Source organism: Acidimicrobiales bacterium, assembly GCA_035533095.1.
Classification (GTDB): Bacteria; Actinomycetota; Acidimicrobiia; order Acidimicrobiales; family Palsa-688; genus DATLUM01.
The window spans coordinates 21,584-39,013 of record DATLUM010000077.1 but is presented as its reverse complement, the minus strand read 5'-3'; the positions used below and the strand labels follow the sequence as shown (position 1 = coordinate 39,013).

17 protein-coding genes are annotated in these 17,430 nt (G+C 69.5%); 1 reads left to right on the top strand and 16 read right to left on the bottom strand.

The features are described 5' to 3' along the window. From VNF71_10310 to VNF71_10250, 13 genes are all read right to left on the bottom strand, one after another. The coding region (locus VNF71_10310) for a tRNA guanosine(34) transglycosylase Tgt (GenBank protein HVA74943.1) at nt 1–697 on the bottom strand (697 nt) is incomplete at its 3' end. Beyond that, nucleotides 694–1,710 (bottom strand): tRNA preQ1(34) S-adenosylmethionine ribosyltransferase-isomerase QueA, encoded by a 1,017-nt coding sequence (gene queA / locus VNF71_10305; protein HVA74942.1) that lies wholly within the window; start codon nt 1,708–1,710, stop codon nt 694–696. The genes VNF71_10310 and queA, both read right to left, overlap by 4 nt. Before the next feature lie 76 nt (nt 1,711–1,786). Next, nucleotides 1,787–2,833 carry a Holliday junction branch migration DNA helicase RuvB gene (ruvB, locus tag VNF71_10300; GenBank protein ID HVA74941.1) on the bottom strand — a complete coding sequence of 349 codons (1,047 nt, stop codon included), beginning with the start codon at nt 2,831–2,833 and terminating at the stop codon, nt 1,787–1,789. A 10-nt stretch (nt 2,834–2,843) separates the two neighbouring features. Beyond that, entirely contained in the window at nt 2,844–3,509 is a 666-nt protein-coding gene (gene ruvA, locus VNF71_10295) for a Holliday junction branch migration protein RuvA (GenBank protein HVA74940.1), read from the bottom strand. After that, a complete protein-coding gene (ruvC, locus tag VNF71_10290; protein ID HVA74939.1) occupies nt 3,506–4,003 on the bottom strand; it encodes a crossover junction endodeoxyribonuclease RuvC in 498 nt (165 codons plus the stop codon). Before ruvC ends, ruvA begins: the two co-directional genes overlap by 4 nt. A 51-nt stretch (nt 4,004–4,054) precedes the next feature. Continuing rightward, nucleotides 4,055–4,822: a YebC/PmpR family DNA-binding transcriptional regulator gene (locus VNF71_10285; GenBank protein ID HVA74938.1), complete on the bottom strand. Its 768-nt coding sequence runs from the start codon at nt 4,820–4,822 to the stop codon at nt 4,055–4,057. A gap of 12 nt (nt 4,823–4,834) precedes the next feature. Continuing rightward, the gene (gene pdxT, locus VNF71_10280) at nt 4,835–5,455 is read right to left on the bottom strand and encodes a pyridoxal 5'-phosphate synthase glutaminase subunit PdxT (protein ID HVA74937.1); all 621 of its coding nucleotides are present in this window, start codon (nt 5,453–5,455) and stop codon (nt 4,835–4,837) included. Between the two features lie 11 nt (nt 5,456–5,466). Then, entirely contained in the window at nt 5,467–6,363 is an 897-nt protein-coding gene (gene pdxS / locus VNF71_10275) for a pyridoxal 5'-phosphate synthase lyase subunit PdxS (GenBank protein HVA74936.1), read from the bottom strand. A 56-nt stretch (nt 6,364–6,419) separates the two neighbouring features. After that, nucleotides 6,420–7,499: a DUF3048 domain-containing protein gene (locus VNF71_10270; GenBank protein ID HVA74935.1), complete on the bottom strand. Its 1,080-nt coding sequence runs from the start codon at nt 7,497–7,499 to the stop codon at nt 6,420–6,422. 13 nt (nt 7,500–7,512) lie between these two features. Further along, nucleotides 7,513–8,238 (bottom strand): hypothetical protein, encoded by a 726-nt coding sequence (locus tag VNF71_10265; protein ID HVA74934.1) that lies wholly within the window; start codon nt 8,236–8,238, stop codon nt 7,513–7,515. A 65-nt stretch (nt 8,239–8,303) separates the two neighbouring features. Further along, on the bottom strand, nt 8,304–9,377 hold the full coding sequence (locus tag VNF71_10260; GenBank protein ID HVA74933.1) for a glycosyltransferase family 4 protein: 1,074 nt from the start codon (nt 9,375–9,377) through the stop codon (nt 8,304–8,306). A 14-nt stretch (nt 9,378–9,391) separates the two neighbouring features. Continuing rightward, nucleotides 9,392–10,477 (bottom strand): phosphatidylinositol mannoside acyltransferase, encoded by a 1,086-nt coding sequence (locus tag VNF71_10255; GenBank protein ID HVA74932.1) that lies wholly within the window; start codon nt 10,475–10,477, stop codon nt 9,392–9,394. Beyond that, on the bottom strand, nt 10,375–11,262 hold the full coding sequence (locus VNF71_10250; GenBank protein ID HVA74931.1) for a CDP-alcohol phosphatidyltransferase family protein: 888 nt from the start codon (nt 11,260–11,262) through the stop codon (nt 10,375–10,377). Before VNF71_10250 ends, VNF71_10255 begins: the two co-directional genes overlap by 103 nt. A 225-nt stretch (nt 11,263–11,487) precedes the next feature. Between VNF71_10250 and fusA the strand changes: the two genes are divergently transcribed. After that, on the top strand, nt 11,488–13,554 hold the full coding sequence (gene fusA, locus VNF71_10245) for an elongation factor G (protein ID HVA74930.1): 2,067 nt from the start codon (nt 11,488–11,490) through the stop codon (nt 13,552–13,554). Nucleotides 13,555–13,755: 201 nt separating this feature from the next. On the opposite strand, the gene VNF71_10240 is transcribed toward fusA, so the two are convergent. Genes VNF71_10240 through cysS form a run of 3 tightly spaced genes read right to left on the bottom strand, consistent with a single transcriptional unit; the run spans nt 13,756 to nt 17,422 of the window. Continuing rightward, nucleotides 13,756–14,277, bottom strand: coding sequence for an HIT domain-containing protein (locus VNF71_10240; protein HVA74929.1), 522 nt, complete (start codon nt 14,275–14,277; stop codon nt 13,756–13,758). Beyond that, a complete protein-coding gene (thrS, locus tag VNF71_10235) occupies nt 14,274–16,247 on the bottom strand; it encodes a threonine--tRNA ligase (protein HVA74928.1) in 1,974 nt (657 codons plus the stop codon). The genes VNF71_10240 and thrS overlap by 4 nt, the downstream gene beginning before the upstream one ends. Before the next feature lie 56 nt (nt 16,248–16,303). Further along, the gene (gene cysS / locus VNF71_10230) at nt 16,304–17,422 is read right to left on the bottom strand and encodes a cysteine--tRNA ligase (protein ID HVA74927.1); all 1,119 of its coding nucleotides are present in this window, start codon (nt 17,420–17,422) and stop codon (nt 16,304–16,306) included. Nucleotides 17,423–17,430 lie beyond the last annotated feature (8 nt).

Genomic DNA, 17,430 nt, shown 5'->3' with positions numbered 1-17,430 from the left:
CACCGATCGCGGCCGCCAGAGCGGGCAGCATCTCCTCCCGGGGCTCCCCCACCGACAGGCCACCGATCCCGTACCCGTCGAACTCCAGGGCGGCGGTGGCCTCGGCGCACTCGACCCGCAGCTCCGGGATCGTGCCCCCCTGGACGATCCCGAACAGGCACTGGTCCTGCCGGCGGTGCGATTCCCTCGCGCGGACGGCCCAGTCCAAGGTCCGCTTGGCCGCGAGGCGCAACTCCTCCTCGGGGGCCGGCAGGCCTGTACAGACGTCCAGGACCATCTGGATGTCCGCTCCGAGCTGCTCTTGTATGGCGACGGCGGACTCCGGGGTCATCCGGTGCGTCGACCCGTCGTAGGTCGACCGGAAGGTCACGCCGCCGTCGTCGACGGCCGGCGCCAACGAGAACACCTGGAACCCGCCGGAGTCGGTGAGCATCTGCCCGCCCCACCCGGTGAAGCGGTGGAGACCACCGAGACCGGCGACGGTGTCGACTCCCGGCCGCAGCATGAGGTGGTAGGTGTTGGCGAGAACGACCTGCGGCCCGAGGGCGTCGAGGTCCGCGGCGTCGAGTAGTCGCACGGCTCCCCGCGTGCCGACCGGCATGAAAGCAGGAGTGGAAAAAGACCCACGCGCCGTGGTCACCTGGCCCGCTCTGGCAGAGCCGTCGGCGACCTCGACGGTGAGGACGGCTGGTCTCATCTTCGCTCCCGACCGACGATCATGGCGTCGCCGAAGGACAAGAACCTGTAGCCGTTCGCCAGCGCCTCAGAGTAGATGTCGCGCCACCGCGTCCCGCAAAACGACTCCAGCAACACCAGCAGGCTCGACCTCGGCATGTGGAAGTTGGTTACCAGCACGTCGACCATGGCGAACGGGTAATCACCGCGGATGTAGAGGTTGCTGCCGCCTTCGAACTCGCCGGTGGCGGCAGCCGTCTCGAGGGCACGGACCACAGTCGTGCCGACAGCGACGACGCGCCTGGCTTGCGTGCACGATCGCATCGTCTCGTCGGGAACCCTGTAGCGCTCGGTGTGCATCCGGTGCTGCTCGGCATCGTCCACGGCGATCGGCTTGAACGTCGCCAGCCCAACTGCGAGGTCCACGGCGTGCACCTCCACGCCGTGCGATCTGCAGCGTTCCAGGAGCTCGCTTGTGAGGTGCAGGCCGGCTGTGGGGGCTGCGACAGAGCCGGGAGTTTCGGCGTAGACGGTCTGGTAGCGGCTCGCGTCCGCAAGCGGCTCATGGATGTACGGCGGCAGGGCGACCGTCCCGCACTCGTCGAAAACCTTGCCGGGGTCCTCGATGAAATGGACCTTGCGGCGCCCGTCGGAGCTGTCGCCGGGTACGACCGCTTCGCCGACCCTGAGCAGCGGCACCCCGGAGGGATCCGCGTGGAGGGTCGTTCCCGGTTGGAGCCGGCGCCCCGGCCTGACGAGCGCCATCCAATCGCGCTCGCCGCCGGCGGGTTCGAGCAGCAGCACTTCGGCTGCCCCGCCGGTCTGCTTGTACAGGCGTAGACGGGCTGGCATGACCCTGGTCGTGTTGATGACGAGGACGTCCCCGGGTCCCAGCAGATCCGGAAGGTCGCGGAATGTGCGGTGCACGAGCCGGCCGGAGGGGTTCGTCGCGTCGAGCAGCCGCGACGAGTCCCGCGGCTCGGCGGGATGCTGCGCTATCGCATCCTCGGGCAGTTCGTACTCGGGGACTTCCACGGCGCGACCGGTCTAGTCGATCCGCCGCCGGCGCCCGATTCGGGCGTCCGACGCTGGCGCTTGGCGGCGTTCAGCGTCAGAAGAGGCCGGGATCGCCGGGCCGGTCCGCCGGCGCCGCCGGCGGCTCGAGGCCGAGGTGCTGCCACGCCAGCGGCATCGCCACGCGCCCGCGCGGGGTGCGGGCGATCATCCCGAGTTGCAGCAGGTACGGCTCGTACACTTCCTCGACGGTGTCGGTCTCCTCGCCCACGCTGACGGCGAGCGTCGACAAGCCGACCGGGCCGCCACCGAACCGATTGCAGAGCGCGTCGAGGATGGACCGGTCCACCTTGTCGAGCCCGCGCTCGTCGACGCCGAAGAGGGCGAGGCCGTCACGCGCGATGGCGAGGTCGATGCTGCCGTCGGCGCGGACCTCGGCGAAGTCGCGCACGCGCTTGAGCAGACGGTTGGCGATGCGCGGCGTGCCGCGCGAACGACCCGCGATCTCGGCGGCGCCGGCAGCGTCGAGGCTCACGTCGAGGATGGTCGCGGAGCGGCGGATGATCGCGTCGAGGTCCCCGGCGCTGTAGTAGTCGAGCCGGGCGACGAAGCCGAAGCGGTCCCGCAGCGGGCCGGTGATCAGCCCTGTGCGCGTGGTGGCGCCGACCAGGGTGAAGCGCGGAAGCTCCAGCCGGATCGATCGGGCGCTCGGTCCCTTGCCGAGGACGATGTCGAGCTGGAAGTCCTCCATCGCCGGGTAGAGGATCTCCTCCACGGCCCGTCCCAGGCGGTGTATCTCGTCGACGAAGAGAACGTCTCCTTCTGCCAGGTTGGTGAGGATGGCCGCCAGGTCCCCGGCACGGACCAGCGCGGGGCCCGAGGTGACCCGAAAACCCGCACCCATCTCGTTGGCGACGATGCCGGCGAGTGACGTCTTGCCCAACCCGGGAGGCCCGGCGAACAGCAGGTGATCGCAGGGTTGGGCGCGCCGGCGGGCCGCTTCCAACATGATCTCCAGGTGCTCCTTGAGCTGCGCCTGACCCACGAACTCCCCCAGCCGGCGCGGCCGGAGCGTGATCTCCTCTGCCGCCTCGACCGGGTCGGCGACAGCGGTGACCGGGCGGGCCATGCCTTCTTCTCTCATCTGGCTTCCCTCATCGCGCCACCGCCAGCTCACGCAGCGCGAACCGGATCTGTTCCTCGACAGAGCCCTCCCCGGGCAGGCGGGTCAGGGCGTGGCGAATCTCGTCCGCGCCGTACCCGAGTCCCGCCAGCGCGGCGCGCACCTCCTGGCGTGCGACCGCGGGGTCGGTTTCGCCGCCGGCGGACGTTCCGTCGCCGTTCGGCGCACCTCCGGTCGTGGCTGATGATCCCACGACGCGCAGATCCACGCCGTCGAGGTCCGCCTCGAACTTCGACTGCAGCTCGACGATGAGCCGTACCGCGGTCTTGCGGCCTATGCCCGGCACGAGCATCAGGGCGTCGGCGTCGTCCTGCGCGACGGCCCTGCGCAGGGCTGCCGGCGTGTGGACCGAGAGCATGGCCAGGGCGACGGAAGGGCCGACGCCGTGGGTGGCTATCAGGACCTCGAAGCACTGCCGCTCGTCGCGCGACGGGAACCCGTAGAGAGTGAACGCGTCCTCCCGAACGTGGGTGTGCACGTGCAGGAAGGTGGGCTCCCCCGGCTCGGCGAGCCGCGGCAGGCAGCCGGCGGGGACGATGACGCGGTAGCCGACGCCGCCGACTTCGACGAGGACTTCACCCGACTGCGGGCCGCGGGCGATCCGTTCGAGGACGATCCCGCGAAGCGAACCGATCACGCCTTTGCTCCGATCGAAGCTCTGAGGCCGGCGCCGCTCAAATGGCACACTGCGAGAGCGAGGGCGTCGGCGCGGTCCGCGGGCCGCGGCGCCTCGGGCAGGGCGAGGAGGACCCGGACCATGTCCTGCACCTGCTGCTTGGAGGCCGAGCCGTACCCCGTGACCGCGAGCTTCACTTCGTTGGGGCTGTACTGGACGACCGGGCAGCCCGCGCGCGCCGCGATGGTGAGCGCTATGCCGCTCGCCTGGCCGACCGCCATCGCCGTGCGGGCGTTGACCTGGAAGAGCACCCGCTCGACGACCATCACGTCCGGGCGCAGGTCCTGCACGAGCTGCTGCAGGTCGTCCCACAGGATGGCCAGCCTCTCCCCCACCGGCAGGTCCGTCGGGGTGCTCAGGTGGCCGTAGGCAACCGGCTGCAAGGATCCCTGGACGGACCGGACGGCGCCGTAGCCGCAGCGCGACAAACCGGGGTCCACGCCGAGAGCGAACACTCGTTCGAGGCTAACAGGCCGCCCCTGCGAGGTGGTGGATCAACGAGGCCGTCAGGCCTCGACCAGCTCCAGGATCGAATCTGGAATGTCGAAGTTGGCGTACACGTTCTGCACGTCGTCGTGATCCTCGAGGAGGTCGATGAGGTGCAGGACCTTCTTGGCGTCGCCCTCGTTGTCGAGCGGGACCGACGTGCTCGGCAGGAGTGTCACCTCGGCCGACTCGATCGACATCCCAGCCTCCTCAACCGCTGCACGGACAGCCGGTAGGTCGCCCGGCGGTGTCGTGACCTGCCATTGGTCGCCGGCGTCGGCGATGTCCTCGGCGCCGGCATCGAGCGCGACGAGCAAGAGGTCGTCCTCGGTGACCTCGCCGGCGGCACCGCCCGTCTTCGCGACGAGCACAACGCCCTTGCGCTCGAACTGCCATGACACCGCGCCGGGCTCCGCCATGGAGCCGCCGTTCTTGGAGAAGGTGGATCGGATGTCCGCTCCAGTCCGGTTGCGGTTGTCCGTGAGGCACTCGATGATGACGGCCACGCCGCTCGGGGCGTAACCCTCATAGGACACCTGCTCGTACCGGACCCCCTCGAGCTCGCCGGTACCGCGCTTGATCGCGCGCTCGATGGTGTCGAGGGGGACCGACGCCTCACGCGCCTTCTGGAACATGGTGCGCAACGTCGGGTTCGCATCCGGATCGCCACCGCCCTCGCGAGCCGCGACTTCGACCTGGCGGATCAGCTTGGCGAAGAGCTTGCCGCGGGCCTTGTCCGCGGCTCCCTTCTTGTGCTTGATCGTCGCCCACTTGCTGTGTCCGGACATCGCTCTACCTCTTTAGCACGGCAGGGCTGCCCCGAGGAACTCCCGGTGCAACCGCAGATCGCCCGACAGCTCGGGGTGGAACGCAGCCACCAGAACCGGTCCCTGCCGGCAGACGACCGGGTGGGACGAGCCGTCGGGGAAGGTCACGCTCGCGAGGACGTCCACCTCGGGCCCGACCCGCTCCACCACCGGGGCGCGGATGAACACCGCATGCAACGGCTCGTCCAGGCCGACGACGTCGAGATCCGTCTCGAACGAGTCGACCTGCCGGCCGAACGCGTTCCGCCGGACACTGATGTCGATCGCGCCGAGCGCGTGCTGGTCCGCTCGCCCGTCGACCACCTCCGATGCCAGCAGGATCATGCCGGCGCAGGTGCCGAACGCGGGCATCCCCCCTGCGAGCCGCTCGCGCAGGGGGTGCAGCAGCCCCGACGACTCCAGCAACAACGACATCGTCGTCGACTCACCCCCCGGCAACACCAGGGACACGACCGAATCCAGGCCGGCCGGCGTGCGCACCTCCACCGCCTCGGCCCCCACCTCCTCCAAGGACCGGCAGTGCTCACGCACGTCGCCCTGCAACGCGAGTACCCCCACCCGGGGGGCGCCCGGGGACGGCGGCGTGGCCGGCATCGAGACCGGCTCTACCAACCGCGCTCGGACAGCCGCGTCTCCACCTGACCGGCTTCCTGGCCTCGCATGGCGTCACCGAGGCCTCGGCTGACCTTGGCGACGATCTGGGCGTCGCGGTAGTGAGTCGTCGCCTCGACGATCGCCCGGGCGAAACGCGGCGGATCGGAGCTCTTGAAGATCCCGCTTCCCACGAAACACGCCTCCGCCCCCAGTTGCATCACAAGCGCAGCGTCCGATGGCGTCGCGATACCGCCGGCGCAGAACAACGGAACAGGGAGCTTGCCGGTCTCCGCGATCTCCTGGACGAGCGCGACGGGCGCCTGCAACTGCTTGGCCCAGCCGTAGATCTCGGCCGAGTCCGCCTGGGTGATCCTACGGATGTCACCGGTGATCGAGCGAAGGTGGCGAACCGCTTCTTTGATGTCCCCGGTCCCGGCCTCACCCTTCGAGCGGATCATCGCAGCCCCTTCGGAGATGCGCCGCAACGCCTCCCCGAGGTTCGTCGCGCCGCACACGAACGGGACCGTGAACCTCCACTTGTCGATGTGGTGAGCCTCGTCCGCCGGTGTGAGCACCTCGCTCTCGTCGACGTAGTCGACTCCGAGCGACTCGAGGACCTGCGCTTCGGCGAAATGTCCTATCCGGGCCTTCGCCATCACGGGGATGGTGACGGTCGCCTTGATGCCCTCGATCAGAGCTGGGTCGCTCATGCGCGCCACGCCGCCGTCGCGGCGTATGTCCGCCGGCACCCGCTCGAGTGCCATCACCGACACGGCGCCTGCGTCCTCGGCGATCTTTGCCTGCTCTGGTGTGACCACGTCCATGATCACGCCGCCGCGCAGCATCTCTGCCAGACCCCGCTTCACGAGGTCGGTTCCGGTTCGGCGGGTGCTGTCGGTGGCTGCCATGGGAGTGATTCTACGGGCTGGGCGAGATGGGCCCGTAGCGAAAACTCCGGGCAGCGTCAGGAGAGCGACGGCACCGTGCCCGTGGGGACCAGCTCGACCCAGGTCTTGCCCGGCGCCAGCAAGATCGGGGCGCCGGCGCTGTCGGCATAGGTGGCCGGAGTCGTGAGACCCGATCGGCTCCAGGTCCCCTTCACGACCTGGCCGCCGCTGAGGAACCACACCTGGCCGGTGCCGGTCATGATGCCCTCGGGGATCGGCGCCGGCGGGCCGCCCTCGCCGGTGGCGACGCCGGAGATTATGTAGTTGATGAACAGCACGACCACGTTGGTCGCCGAGAGCTGGGCGCCGGTGTTGTCGACGTGGGGGGTGCCGTTCTGGGTCCGCTGCCAGGCTCCGGACTGCGCGTTGAAGGTCCACCCGATCGATGTGTGAGAGAACCCCAACGTGAGATGAGTTGCGGGCGCGACGCCGGCACCGGTCAGAGGAGTGTTCGGTTCGCGGTACTGGAAAAGAGGGGCCGGTGGCGCCGGGTTCTTCGCTGCCTTCGCCAACGATTCGACGTTGGTATAGAGGTTGTGCGGTGCCGGCTTCGGACCGGCCCGGTAGAACAGGTCGGGGCGGTTGCCGTCGTCGACCTCGGTGAACGGCTGGGACCGCAAGATGGGGAGGAACATCGGGTTGGTCCCGGACATCGCGTACACGGGGTGGTTGAGATCGTCGGCGATCCCCTCGTCGGTGAGGCGTCCTGAGCGTACGGGGCCGGCAACCTTCGGGTAGCTCGACTGGTACACCGCGGCCAGGCGGGTGAGCCCGCCCTCGACCTGTTCCTCGTAGACGATGTCCGCGTCGGCGAGACCGGTCTGGGGTCGGGCGTCGTCGATGTTGTCGATCTTGAGGACCACCGCGGGGGCGTTCAGTTGTGCGGAGTCCGGCTGCGGAAGACCGGTGAGCGGCGCGGTGGGAGGCGGTGCTGCGGTGGTCGTCGGCGCCGGGAGCGTCGTGGACGTGGTGGGTACAGATTTCGGCTTGGAGTGCCCCCCACACGAGGCGAGTACGGCCGCGGCGGCGGCGAGGGCCGCGACGGTCGCCATGGTCCCGCGGGCGCGGGCGCGAATAGCCTTTTCCTTCAACAACATCAGATCCGATCCGTCACAGCTCTCGAAGAGCCTCTATCCGTTCACGAAGGGGGAGCCTGCCCGCGTCGCGGTGGTCGTTGCGGCGCGGGTCGGCCAACCACAGGTGCGCCATCGACGCCGGAGACCCCGGCACCTCAGTGCCCTTCTCCTCGAGCTTCTCGAGGGCAGCAGCGAGGGCGGGCGGGTAGCGAGTCAGGGTCACGCCTGCCTGGTCCGCGAGCGCGTCCCTCTCGCGGGGCACCGCGAGGCTGCGGCCAAGGCCGAACGTCGCGACAGTCATGGTCGCCGGGACCACCTCGCCGCGCCTGATCTGGACGAGCATCTCGGCGACCGCGGCCTCGAGTTCGATCAACTCGAGCCCGCGCAACAGCCCGGTCGTGACCGCAAGCACACCCCTCCCGGACCTGCCGCCCGCCGCGAGCGCGTTGAGCCCGTCCGAGTCGACGACCTCGAGCCGGGGCGGGGCCAGCCCGGCGCTCATGCTCAGCCCGTCCACGAGATTGCACAGCCGAGCGTCCGCGACAGGATCGGCCGGCCTGGAACCGAGTTGCCTCAGGCCCCGGTCGACGGCCCGCTCGCCGGCGTAGCGCGCCCAGGCGGCGAGCGCGACCGCGAGCACCACGAACACGATGACAGCCGCGACCGCCCCGCCGACCACCCAGGCGATCACACCGGCGGCGATCGCAGGGGGCAGAGCGAAGATCGCGGCTATACGCGCCGCTCGGGCGTCGGAGGTCATAGGGCCGCCCCGTGCATCAGGCTGCCGATGGTAGATCAGGGCGCCGGCGCGCTCGACGCGGGCGCTCAACGCCGCAGCGCCCGCTCGTACAGCTCGACGTACCGGGCAGCGAGGCCGGCCATCGAGAACCCGCGCGCCCTCTCGAACCCGCTTTCGATCATCGCCTCCACCGCCGCCCCGCGTTCGAGAGCGGTCGACAGCGCGGAGGCCAGGGTCACCGGGTCGCCGGGGGGCACCAGCAAGGCGTCGAGGCCCGGTCGCGCGACGCCGCGGTAGCCGAGCAGGTCGGACGCGACCACGGGAGTTCCCGCTGCCATGCCTTCGAGCAGTATGACCCCGAAGCTCTCGCCGTGAAGCGATGGAGCGCAGAGGACGCCTGCACCGCGCAAACGGGCGATCTTTTCCTGCTCGTGAATCGTTCCAAGCCACTCGAATCGGTCATCGCCGGCGGTCTCGGCGCGAAGCTTGGGGGTCTCCGGCCCTTCGGACGCTATCCACAGGGTGACGTCCGGCCCGAGGCGGCGAACCGCCTCGATCAGAACCTTCAACCCCTTTCTCGGCTCGTGGCGCCCGATGAACATGACCGTCGGACCCTTGGCCGGCCACGGATCGGCCCGGCTGTACTGGTCGACCTCGATGCCGTTCCATACGAGCTCGTAGGTGCCCCCGATCACCTTGGCCGCGGTGTCCCGCGCCTCCACCGACACCGCCGCCATGACCGTCAAACCCTTCGACCGCCACTTGATGAGCGGTTTAAATGCCTTGTACCACCCGCTGTCACCGGAGCGGTGGAAGGTTCCGACGATGGGGCCGTCGTTGAAGAGCAAAGCGGTGAGCGACGGTCCCGGGACGAGCGGCTCGTGGATGTTCACGACGTCGAAGTTCTCGTCGCGCAGCGCCCTGATCGTGCGCAGCGCCGCCGAGAGGTCAGGGGCGATCGCGGCCATGGAGCCGTTGGACGCGGTGGGGATCGAGTTACCCAGGGGCGTCACGGCCGTATCGGGAGGCGGCCCGTCGCACGGCCCGAGGACCCGGGCGTCAACACCGATCTCGCGCAGCGCTCGGCCGAGCCCGAGGACCTGGCCCTGCACGCCCCCCGGGAGGGTCAGGCTGTATGGGCACACGAGTCCGACCCGCACCGAAGGAGGGTACTTCAGGCCGGCGGCGCGGCGGTGCGAGCGGGCCGGGACCAGCCCGGGTCGCTCGGCCAGTTGGGCTGGAGCATGTGCCACTGGGTCGGCGCGCGCCTGATGAGCTCCTCCAGCTCCGCGGTGACCTGGCGGGTGCCGGCGGAGACGTCCTCGCGGAGCCGGCCGGATCGTGCGAGGTCGAGGGCCGGGCCCACGACGCCGAGGTGGCGGCGCGGCCCGAGGTCGAAGTAGACGCCGGCGGTGAGAAGGGTCGCCCCGGTGCGCAGTGCGAGAGTGGCGGGGCCGCCCGGTAGCTCCGTGCGCTCACCGAAGAACTCGACCTCGACGCCGGCGGTGCCGGCGACAGTGCGGTCGCAGAGCAGGCAGAGGACCTCGTTGGCTGCCAGGGCGCGCGCGCACTGGCTGGCGGCGCCGGGCCCGACGGGGATGACCTTCATGCCCAGCTGCTCGCGAAACGACACAAACCACTCGAACAGGTCGGGGGGTTCCAGCGCCTCGACGACGACGTTGACTTTCAGCCCGCGCACGACGAGATCCGTCCCGGCCCACTCCCAACCGCCGAGGTGCGGCAAGGCCAGGATGACCCCCTTCCCCGCTTCCAACCCGGCCTCGATCCGGTCGAAGTGGTCGTAGTGGATGCCGGCGGCGACCTCCTCGGCGGTCAGCCCCGGAAGCCGGAAGCTCTCGGCCCAGTACCTCGCGTACGACACGAACACCTCGTCGACGAGCCGGATCTTCTCCAGACGCCCGAGGCGCCGGCCGTACACACGCTCGAGGTGGCGTGCCACCATCGCCCGCCTGCGGGCAACCCGTCCGATCCGCCCCGGCACGGGCGGGGTTCGCGCCACCGCCACGGCCGCGCCTCCGGCCACGGCACGGACCAACGGCTCGGGCAGGTGCCGCGCAGCGAATGCCCCGGCCCTGAATGCCTGGAGCGTCGCGGAGGGTGGCTTGCGCGCCGGGTTGCGGTCCGGCTCGCCGGGGCTCAGGGCCGGCGGGACCCGCCGCGCCGGGCGGGGCCGCTGTCGGGTTCCTCGCCGGCCGGGCGCGACAGGCGGGCGAGGCGCGCCTGGCGGCGCTCGTGCCACCGGGCGGCGGCGCTGCCCTGGGGGGTCCCGTTCCCGTAGCGAGCCCACAACGGGGGTCGTTCCGAGCGGGGTACCCAACCGTTGGCTTCGCGCCACGCACGCCAGCGGGCTGCGACGGCGACCGGCTCGCCCGTGCGGGCGTCATGGTAGTAAGCGGCCCGCCGAGCGAAGATCGGCCTTGCCGCCGGGGGCGGACCCTGGCCGGCGGCGGTCGCCTGGCGCCACACCCGCACGAACCGCTGGATGGCGGTGAGCGAGGTGAGCGCGAACATCAGCCACAGCAGCGGCAGCATCACGAAGCTGAAGGCCAGGGCGGCACAGAGCACCACGACCCGCTCGGCGCGTTCCATCAGCCCGCCCTTGGCCTCGAAACCGAGGGCTTCGGCCTTCGCGCGCTCGTAGGAGATAAGCAGCGATACGCCGAGGATCGCCATGGGCAGCAACGCCACATGACCGCGACGGTGGTCCATCAAGTACCACGCGAACCCGCCGAGCACGACCGTGTCGCTCACCCTGTCGGTCACCGAGTCGAAGAACGCGCCGCGGACACTCGAACGACCAGACGCCTTGGCCAACGCCCCGTCGAGCAGGTCGGGCACCGCGGTTCCGATCAGAAGACCGAGGCCCAGCCCGAGCCGGCCGGTCGCGATCGCCCACGCCGTCGGGATGGCCATCAGCAACCCGAGGGCAGTCAGATGATCCGGCGACAAGCCTGTCCGCCTGAGCGCCCCACCCAGCGGTTTGACCGCCCGGTCGACGCCGGAACGGAAACGTCCGTCGAACACTGTTGCTTTCGGCTCCTCGATGACAGGACACGCGTCCGATTGCCGGCGCGCCGCCCTGCTCTGCGCCTACCAGAATACCACCGAAGGGGCGTGGGGCGGGGCCTCCAAGCTCCGGTTACTCTGGCGAGTACTGCGCATCTCGGAGCACTTGGGGGCACCCGGAACGGGCCGGGTACCAGGGAGGAGGACCGCCATGGAAGGTGAGAGGGCCTTGGAGAGTGACAGGTGAAGGCCTATCCGCCCTCTTCGATCCGCAACGTCGCCCTGGTCGGGCACGGGGGCGCCGGTAAGACCACGCTGACCGAGGCCCTGCTGCACTGCTCGGGGTCGATCGGTCGCCCGGGCCGAGTCGAGGACGGGTCCACCGTCAGCGACTTCGAGCCCGAGGAGCAGAAGCGCAACCTGTCCATATCCGCCGCCCTCGCACCCATCGAATGGGAGGGCCACAAGATCAACCTTCTCGACTGCCCCGGCTACGCAGATTTCGCCGAGGAGGCGACAGCCGCGCTGCGGGTCGCCGACATGGCCGTCTTCGTGGTGAGCGCTGTCGAGGGTGTCGAGGTGCAGACCGAGATCATGTGGAAGGTGGCAGCGTCACTGGGCCTGCCGCGCATGGTCTTCGTCAACAAGCTCGACCGTGAGAGGGCGTCATTCGAGCGGACCCTCGACCAGCTGCGCCAGGTGTTCGGCGCCGGCGTGGCGCCCCTCGAGCTCCCCATCGGCGAGGAGTCGACATTCCGGGGGGTTGCGGACCTCTTGTCCGACACTGCGATCACATACGAGGGCGGCAAGCCGACGACCGGTCCGATACCCGCGGAGATGGAGGTCACCGAGCACTCGGTCCACGACGCCCTGGTCGAGGGGATCGTGGTCGCCGACGACGACCTGATGGAGCGTTACCTCGAAGGCGAGATCCCGACCGTCAAGCAGTTAGAGGAGACCCTCGCACACGGCGTCGCGTCCGCCCAGGTCTTCCCCGTGGTGTGCGGGTCGGCGTCAAAGGAGATTGCCGTCGACCGCCTCGCGGCCTTCATCTGCGAGATCGGCCCGTCGCCTCTCGACGCGCGGCCGGTGACGGTCGAGGCCGGGGACAAGACGACAGAGGTCGCTCCTTCGCTCGAGGGGCCGGCGCTGGCGTACGTGTGGAAGACGATCGTGGACCGCCACGTCGGAAAGATCAGCATCTTCAAGGTTCTGTCGGGGAAGGTGCTTCCCGACGACACCCTCGTCAACTCCCGGACCCGTTCCGACGAGCGCCTGCACTCACCGTTTACGCTGCGCGGGAAGGAGCAGATCCCCGTCGACCACCTGCCCGTCGGCGACATCGGCGCGGTCGCCAAGCTGGCCGACGTTGCGACGGGCGACACGTTGGCGCCCAAGGGGACACCGGTGACGGTGCCCCCGCCGGCGGTTCCCGAACCGGCGATCACGATGGGCATCCGCCCCCGCTCCAAGGGCGACGAGGACAAGCTGATGACGGCGCTGCACCGCCTCCAGGAAGAGGATCCGGTGCTGGTCGTCAGGCGCGACGACGAAACACACCAGACGCTGCTCGGCGGGATGGGCGAGACGCATCTCGGCATCCTCACCGAACGCCTGTCGCGCAAGTTCGGCGTCGAGGTGGAGACCGAGCCCGTGGTGGTGCCCTACCGGGAGACGATCACCTCGCAGGCAGAGGCGGAAGGCAAGTACAAGAAGCAGACCGGCGGCCACGGGCAGTTCGGTGTCGCGTTCGTGAGAGTGGAGCCGCTCGAGCGCGGCGGCGGCTTCGAGTTCGTCGACCAGATCGTCGGCGGCGCGATCCCCCGGCAGTTCATACCGGCGGTGCAGAAGGGCATCGAGGAGACGATGGCGCAGAGCGGCGTGAACGGTTGGCCCGTGGTCGATGTTCGGGTCACCTGTTTCGACGGCAAATACCATCCGGTCGACTCGTCGGAGATGAGCTTCAAGATGGCCGGGTCGTTGGGTTTCAGAGAGGCCATGGAAAAGGCGAGCCCGGTCATCCTCGAACCCATCTCGAAGCTCGAGGTGACTGTTCCGACCGCCTACCAGGGCGACGTGATGGGCGATCTCAACAGCCGGCGCGGCCGTGTGCAGGGAACGGAATCCGGCAACGACGGGGAGTCGATCGTCACCGCTTTGGTCCCCACTTCGGAAATCCTGCGTTACTCGATAGATCTGAGGTCGATGACCGGGGGGCGGGGTCGTTTTCGGGCCGAGCACGATCACTACGACGTGCTGCCACAGAATCTCTGGGCGTCGGTCAAGCGCGAAACCTCGTCCAGCTCGTAGCCGTCCGTGGGGTTCCGGACCGCACCGCGTCGTCGTGACGCTCACCGTCGGGAACACGTAGTCGCCGCTCGGCCTTCGCCGCCCGCCTGCCGACGGGGTCCGGTCTCGGCCGGCTAAATCAAGCGGAGAACCAGGCAGAGCGGACGCGGGCGGTGAGGCCGTTCGACGGGGTCCGGCCTCGGCCGGCTAGGGCCGGCTAGATCAAGCGGAGGACCAGGCGGCGCGGAGGCGGTCGGCAGAGACGGAGAGCGCTTCGGGAAGCACGCGGGCGTCGGCTACGGCGGTCATGAAGTTGGTGTCCCCGTTCCAGCGCGGCACGGCGTGCATGTGGAAGTGTCCCGGAACGCCGGCGCCGGCGGACTTGCCGAGGTTGGCGCCCACGTTGATTCCGTCGGGGCTGTACGCCTCTTTGAGCGCTACGACCGCGGACCGCAGGGTGGCCCACACGGCGGTCGCTTCGTCAGCGTCGAGGTCTTCGAGGTCCGCGACGTGGCGGATGGGCATCACCATGAGGTGTCCGCTGGTGTAGGGGTAGGCGTTGAGGATGGCGAAAGCGACGCCGGCGGGGTGGCGCCAGACGATGTGGGTGTCCTCGTCGGGCCGGCCGCTGTCGAGAATCGAGCAGAAGACGCACTCGCCGGCCGCGTCCGACGGGGGTTGGCCGGTCACCGACTGCATGTAGTCGCTGCGCCAACCGGCCCATAGCCGTTCGAGCGAGGTCACCCTTGCCGGGCCGAGAGGCCGTGGGCGTCTATCTCGGAGCGCACAGAGGCGACGAAGGCATCGAGGGGTACACCGCGATCGGGGCGCTCTTTTTCCCGGGAGTTGACGCCGATTGTTCGCGACGCCACGTCCTCGTCGCCGACGACGAGCACGTAGGGGACCTTCTCGAGCTTGGCCTTGCGGACCCGCGCGCCGAGGGGTTCGTCCGCCTCCAGGATCTCCACCCGGATGCCTGCGGCGCGCAGCACGGCGGCGACGTCGTCCGCGTACGGTCCGTGGTCGTCGCGCACCGGCAGCACCGACGCCTGCACGGGCGCGAGCCACGTCGGGAACGCGCCGGCGTAGTGCTCGAGGAGGATCCCGAAGAAGCGCTCGATCGAGCCGAACAGCGCCCGGTGGATCATGTACGGCCGGTGGCGCCCATTGTCGGCGCCGACGTACTCGAGCCCGAAACGACCCGGCTCCTGGAAATCCACCTGCAACGTCGACACCTGCCAGCGGCGGCCGATCGCATCACGGACGTGCACGTCAATCTTCGGCGCGTAAAACGCGCCTTCCCCTTCGGCGACGACGTACGAAAGACCGGCGACTTCGAGCGCCTCGCGCAGTGCTTCGGTCGCCGCGTCCCACTCTTCCGGCTCGCCGACGAACTTCTCCGGCCGGGTCGCAAGCTCCGCCTCGAACTCCGTGAGTCCGAACGCCTTCAAGATCCGCAGGACGAACGCAAGCAGATCGGCGAGCTCGGGTGCCAGCTGTTCGGGCGTGCAGAAGATGTGGGAGTCGTCCTGAGTGATGCCCCGCACGCGGAGCAGGCCGTTGAGGACTCCGGAGCGTTCGAAGCGGTACACGGTGCCGAACTCGAACAGGCGGATCGGCAGCTCGCGATAGGAGTGCTGGCGCGCCTTGTAGATCAGAACGTGCCCGGGGCAGTTCATCGGCTTGGGGTAGTACGTCGCCCCTTCCATCTCCATGGGCGGGTACATGCTGTCCTTGTACCAACTGAGGTGGCCCGAGGTCTCGTAAAGGGTGGACTTGGCGAGATGCGGCGTCCAGACGAACTGGTAGCCGGCCTTCTCGTGCTCCTCCCTGCTGTAGTCCTCCATCAGCTTGCGGATGAGCCCGCCCTTGGGATGGAAGACGGGAAGCCCGCCGCCAATCTCGGGAGGAAAGTGGAACAGGTCGAGCTCGGCCCCGAGGCGGCGGTGATCCCTTCGCTCCGCTTCCTCGAGCCGGTGCAGGTGGTCCTCGAGCGCCCCCTTGGACTCCCACGCGGTCCCGTAGATGCGTTGAAGCTGCGGCCGGCGCTCGTCGCCGCGCCAGTAAGCGGCCGCGACCTTCATCAGCTTGAAGTGACCCAGGCGACCGGTGGACGGGACGTGTGGGCCGCGGCAGAGGTCGACGAACCTGTCGTCGTTGCGGTAGGCGCTCACAGGGCCACCGGCTGCCACGCCTTCGGCCGCGTCGGCGGCGTCGACGGCCCGGATGATCTCCTGCTTGTAGGGCTGGTCCGAGAAGATCTCGAGCCCTTCGTCGACGGTGTGCTCCTCGCGGGTGAACTTCTGGTCCTCGGCGACGATCTCGCGCATGCGAGCCTCGATGCGCTCGAGGTCATCCTCGCTGAAGTGTTGATGGCCAGGTAGGTCGAAGTCGTAGTAGAAACCGTCCTCGATCGGGGGGCCGATCGCGTACTTGGCACCCGGCCACAGATCCGTCACCGCCTGGGCCAGCACGTGCGCGGTGGAGTGGCGCAGGATGTGCCGGCCGTCTTCGGTGGAATCGGTTATGACCGCGACGGCTGCGCCGGGGGGAAGCGGCGCGCCGAGGTCGCGCTCCTCACCGTCCACCTTGACCGCAAGGGCGGCTTTGGCCAGGCCCCTCCCGATGGAGGCGGCCAGGTCGGCGCCCGTCGAGCCCGGGGGGAGGTCGCGGGTGGAACCGTCGGGCAGGGTGACGGTGATCTGGTCAGGCATGGTCGTACGAGATTACGGGAGCGACGCCCGCGGGTCGGCCAGATTCCGCAGACCCGCTACCAGGTGACACCTAGGAGGGCTGCGGCCTTCGACACGTCACGGCCCTCGCCGGCGGCAGCGTCGATCGCGGCGAGCGCCGCCGGCGTGTCGAGATCGTCGTCGAGAACGGCGCGCACCGATTCGAGCGCCGCTTCTCCCGAGCCGGAACGACCGGCCTGCCACCGCTCGAGCCGCTGTGCCGCTTCGGGCATCAACCGGTCGGTCCAGTCCCATTCGCTGCGGTAGTGGTTGGCTATGACAGCAAGGCGGATGGCGGCGGGTGGCCAGTCCTTGAGCAGGTCGTGCACGAACACGAGGTTGCCGAGCGACTTGGACATCTTCGTCCCGTCGAGGCGGACCATGCCGGCGTGCATCCAGTGGCGCACGAACGGCGAGCCGGTCACAGCCTCCGACTGCGCCGCCTCGCACTCGTGATGCGGGAAGATCAGGTCCGAGCCGCCGCCGTGGATGTCGATGGTCTCCCCCAGCTCGCGCAGCGCCAGCGCGGAGCACTCGATGTGCCACCCCGGACGCCCCGGACCCCACAGCGACTGCCACGCCGGCTCGTCGGGCGCGGACGGCTGCCACAGGACGAAGTCGAGCGGGTCCCGCTTGTTCGGGTCGTCGGGGTTGCCGCCGCACTCGGCGGCCAGCTCCAGCATCGCGGAGCGGTCGAGGTGGCTCAACTGGCCGAACCGTTCAAACGACGACACGTCGAAGTACACGCCACCGCCCGACTGGTACGCGTGATCCGACTCGAGGACCATGCCGATGAACCCGAGTATGTCGGGGATCGCGGATGTCGCCCGCGGCTCCGAGAACGCCGGCAGCAACCCGAGCGCCGCCATGTCCGCATCAAAACGACTGACCTCCTCTGCCGCCAGATCCAGGTAGTGCACACCCAGCTCCCGCGCCTTTCGGAGGATGTCGTCGTCGACGTCGGTGACGTTGCGCACGCAGTGCGTCTCGTGGCCGAGGTCGCGCAGCCGGCGCTGCAGCACGTCGTAGGCGATGTAGGTCGCGGCGTGGCCGAGGTGCGCCGAGTCGTATGGCGTGATGCCGCACGTGTACATCCGGACCGTGTGGTCGGCCTCGAAGGGCACGACGGCCCGGCGGGCGGTCTCGTACAGCAGCACGGCTGGGT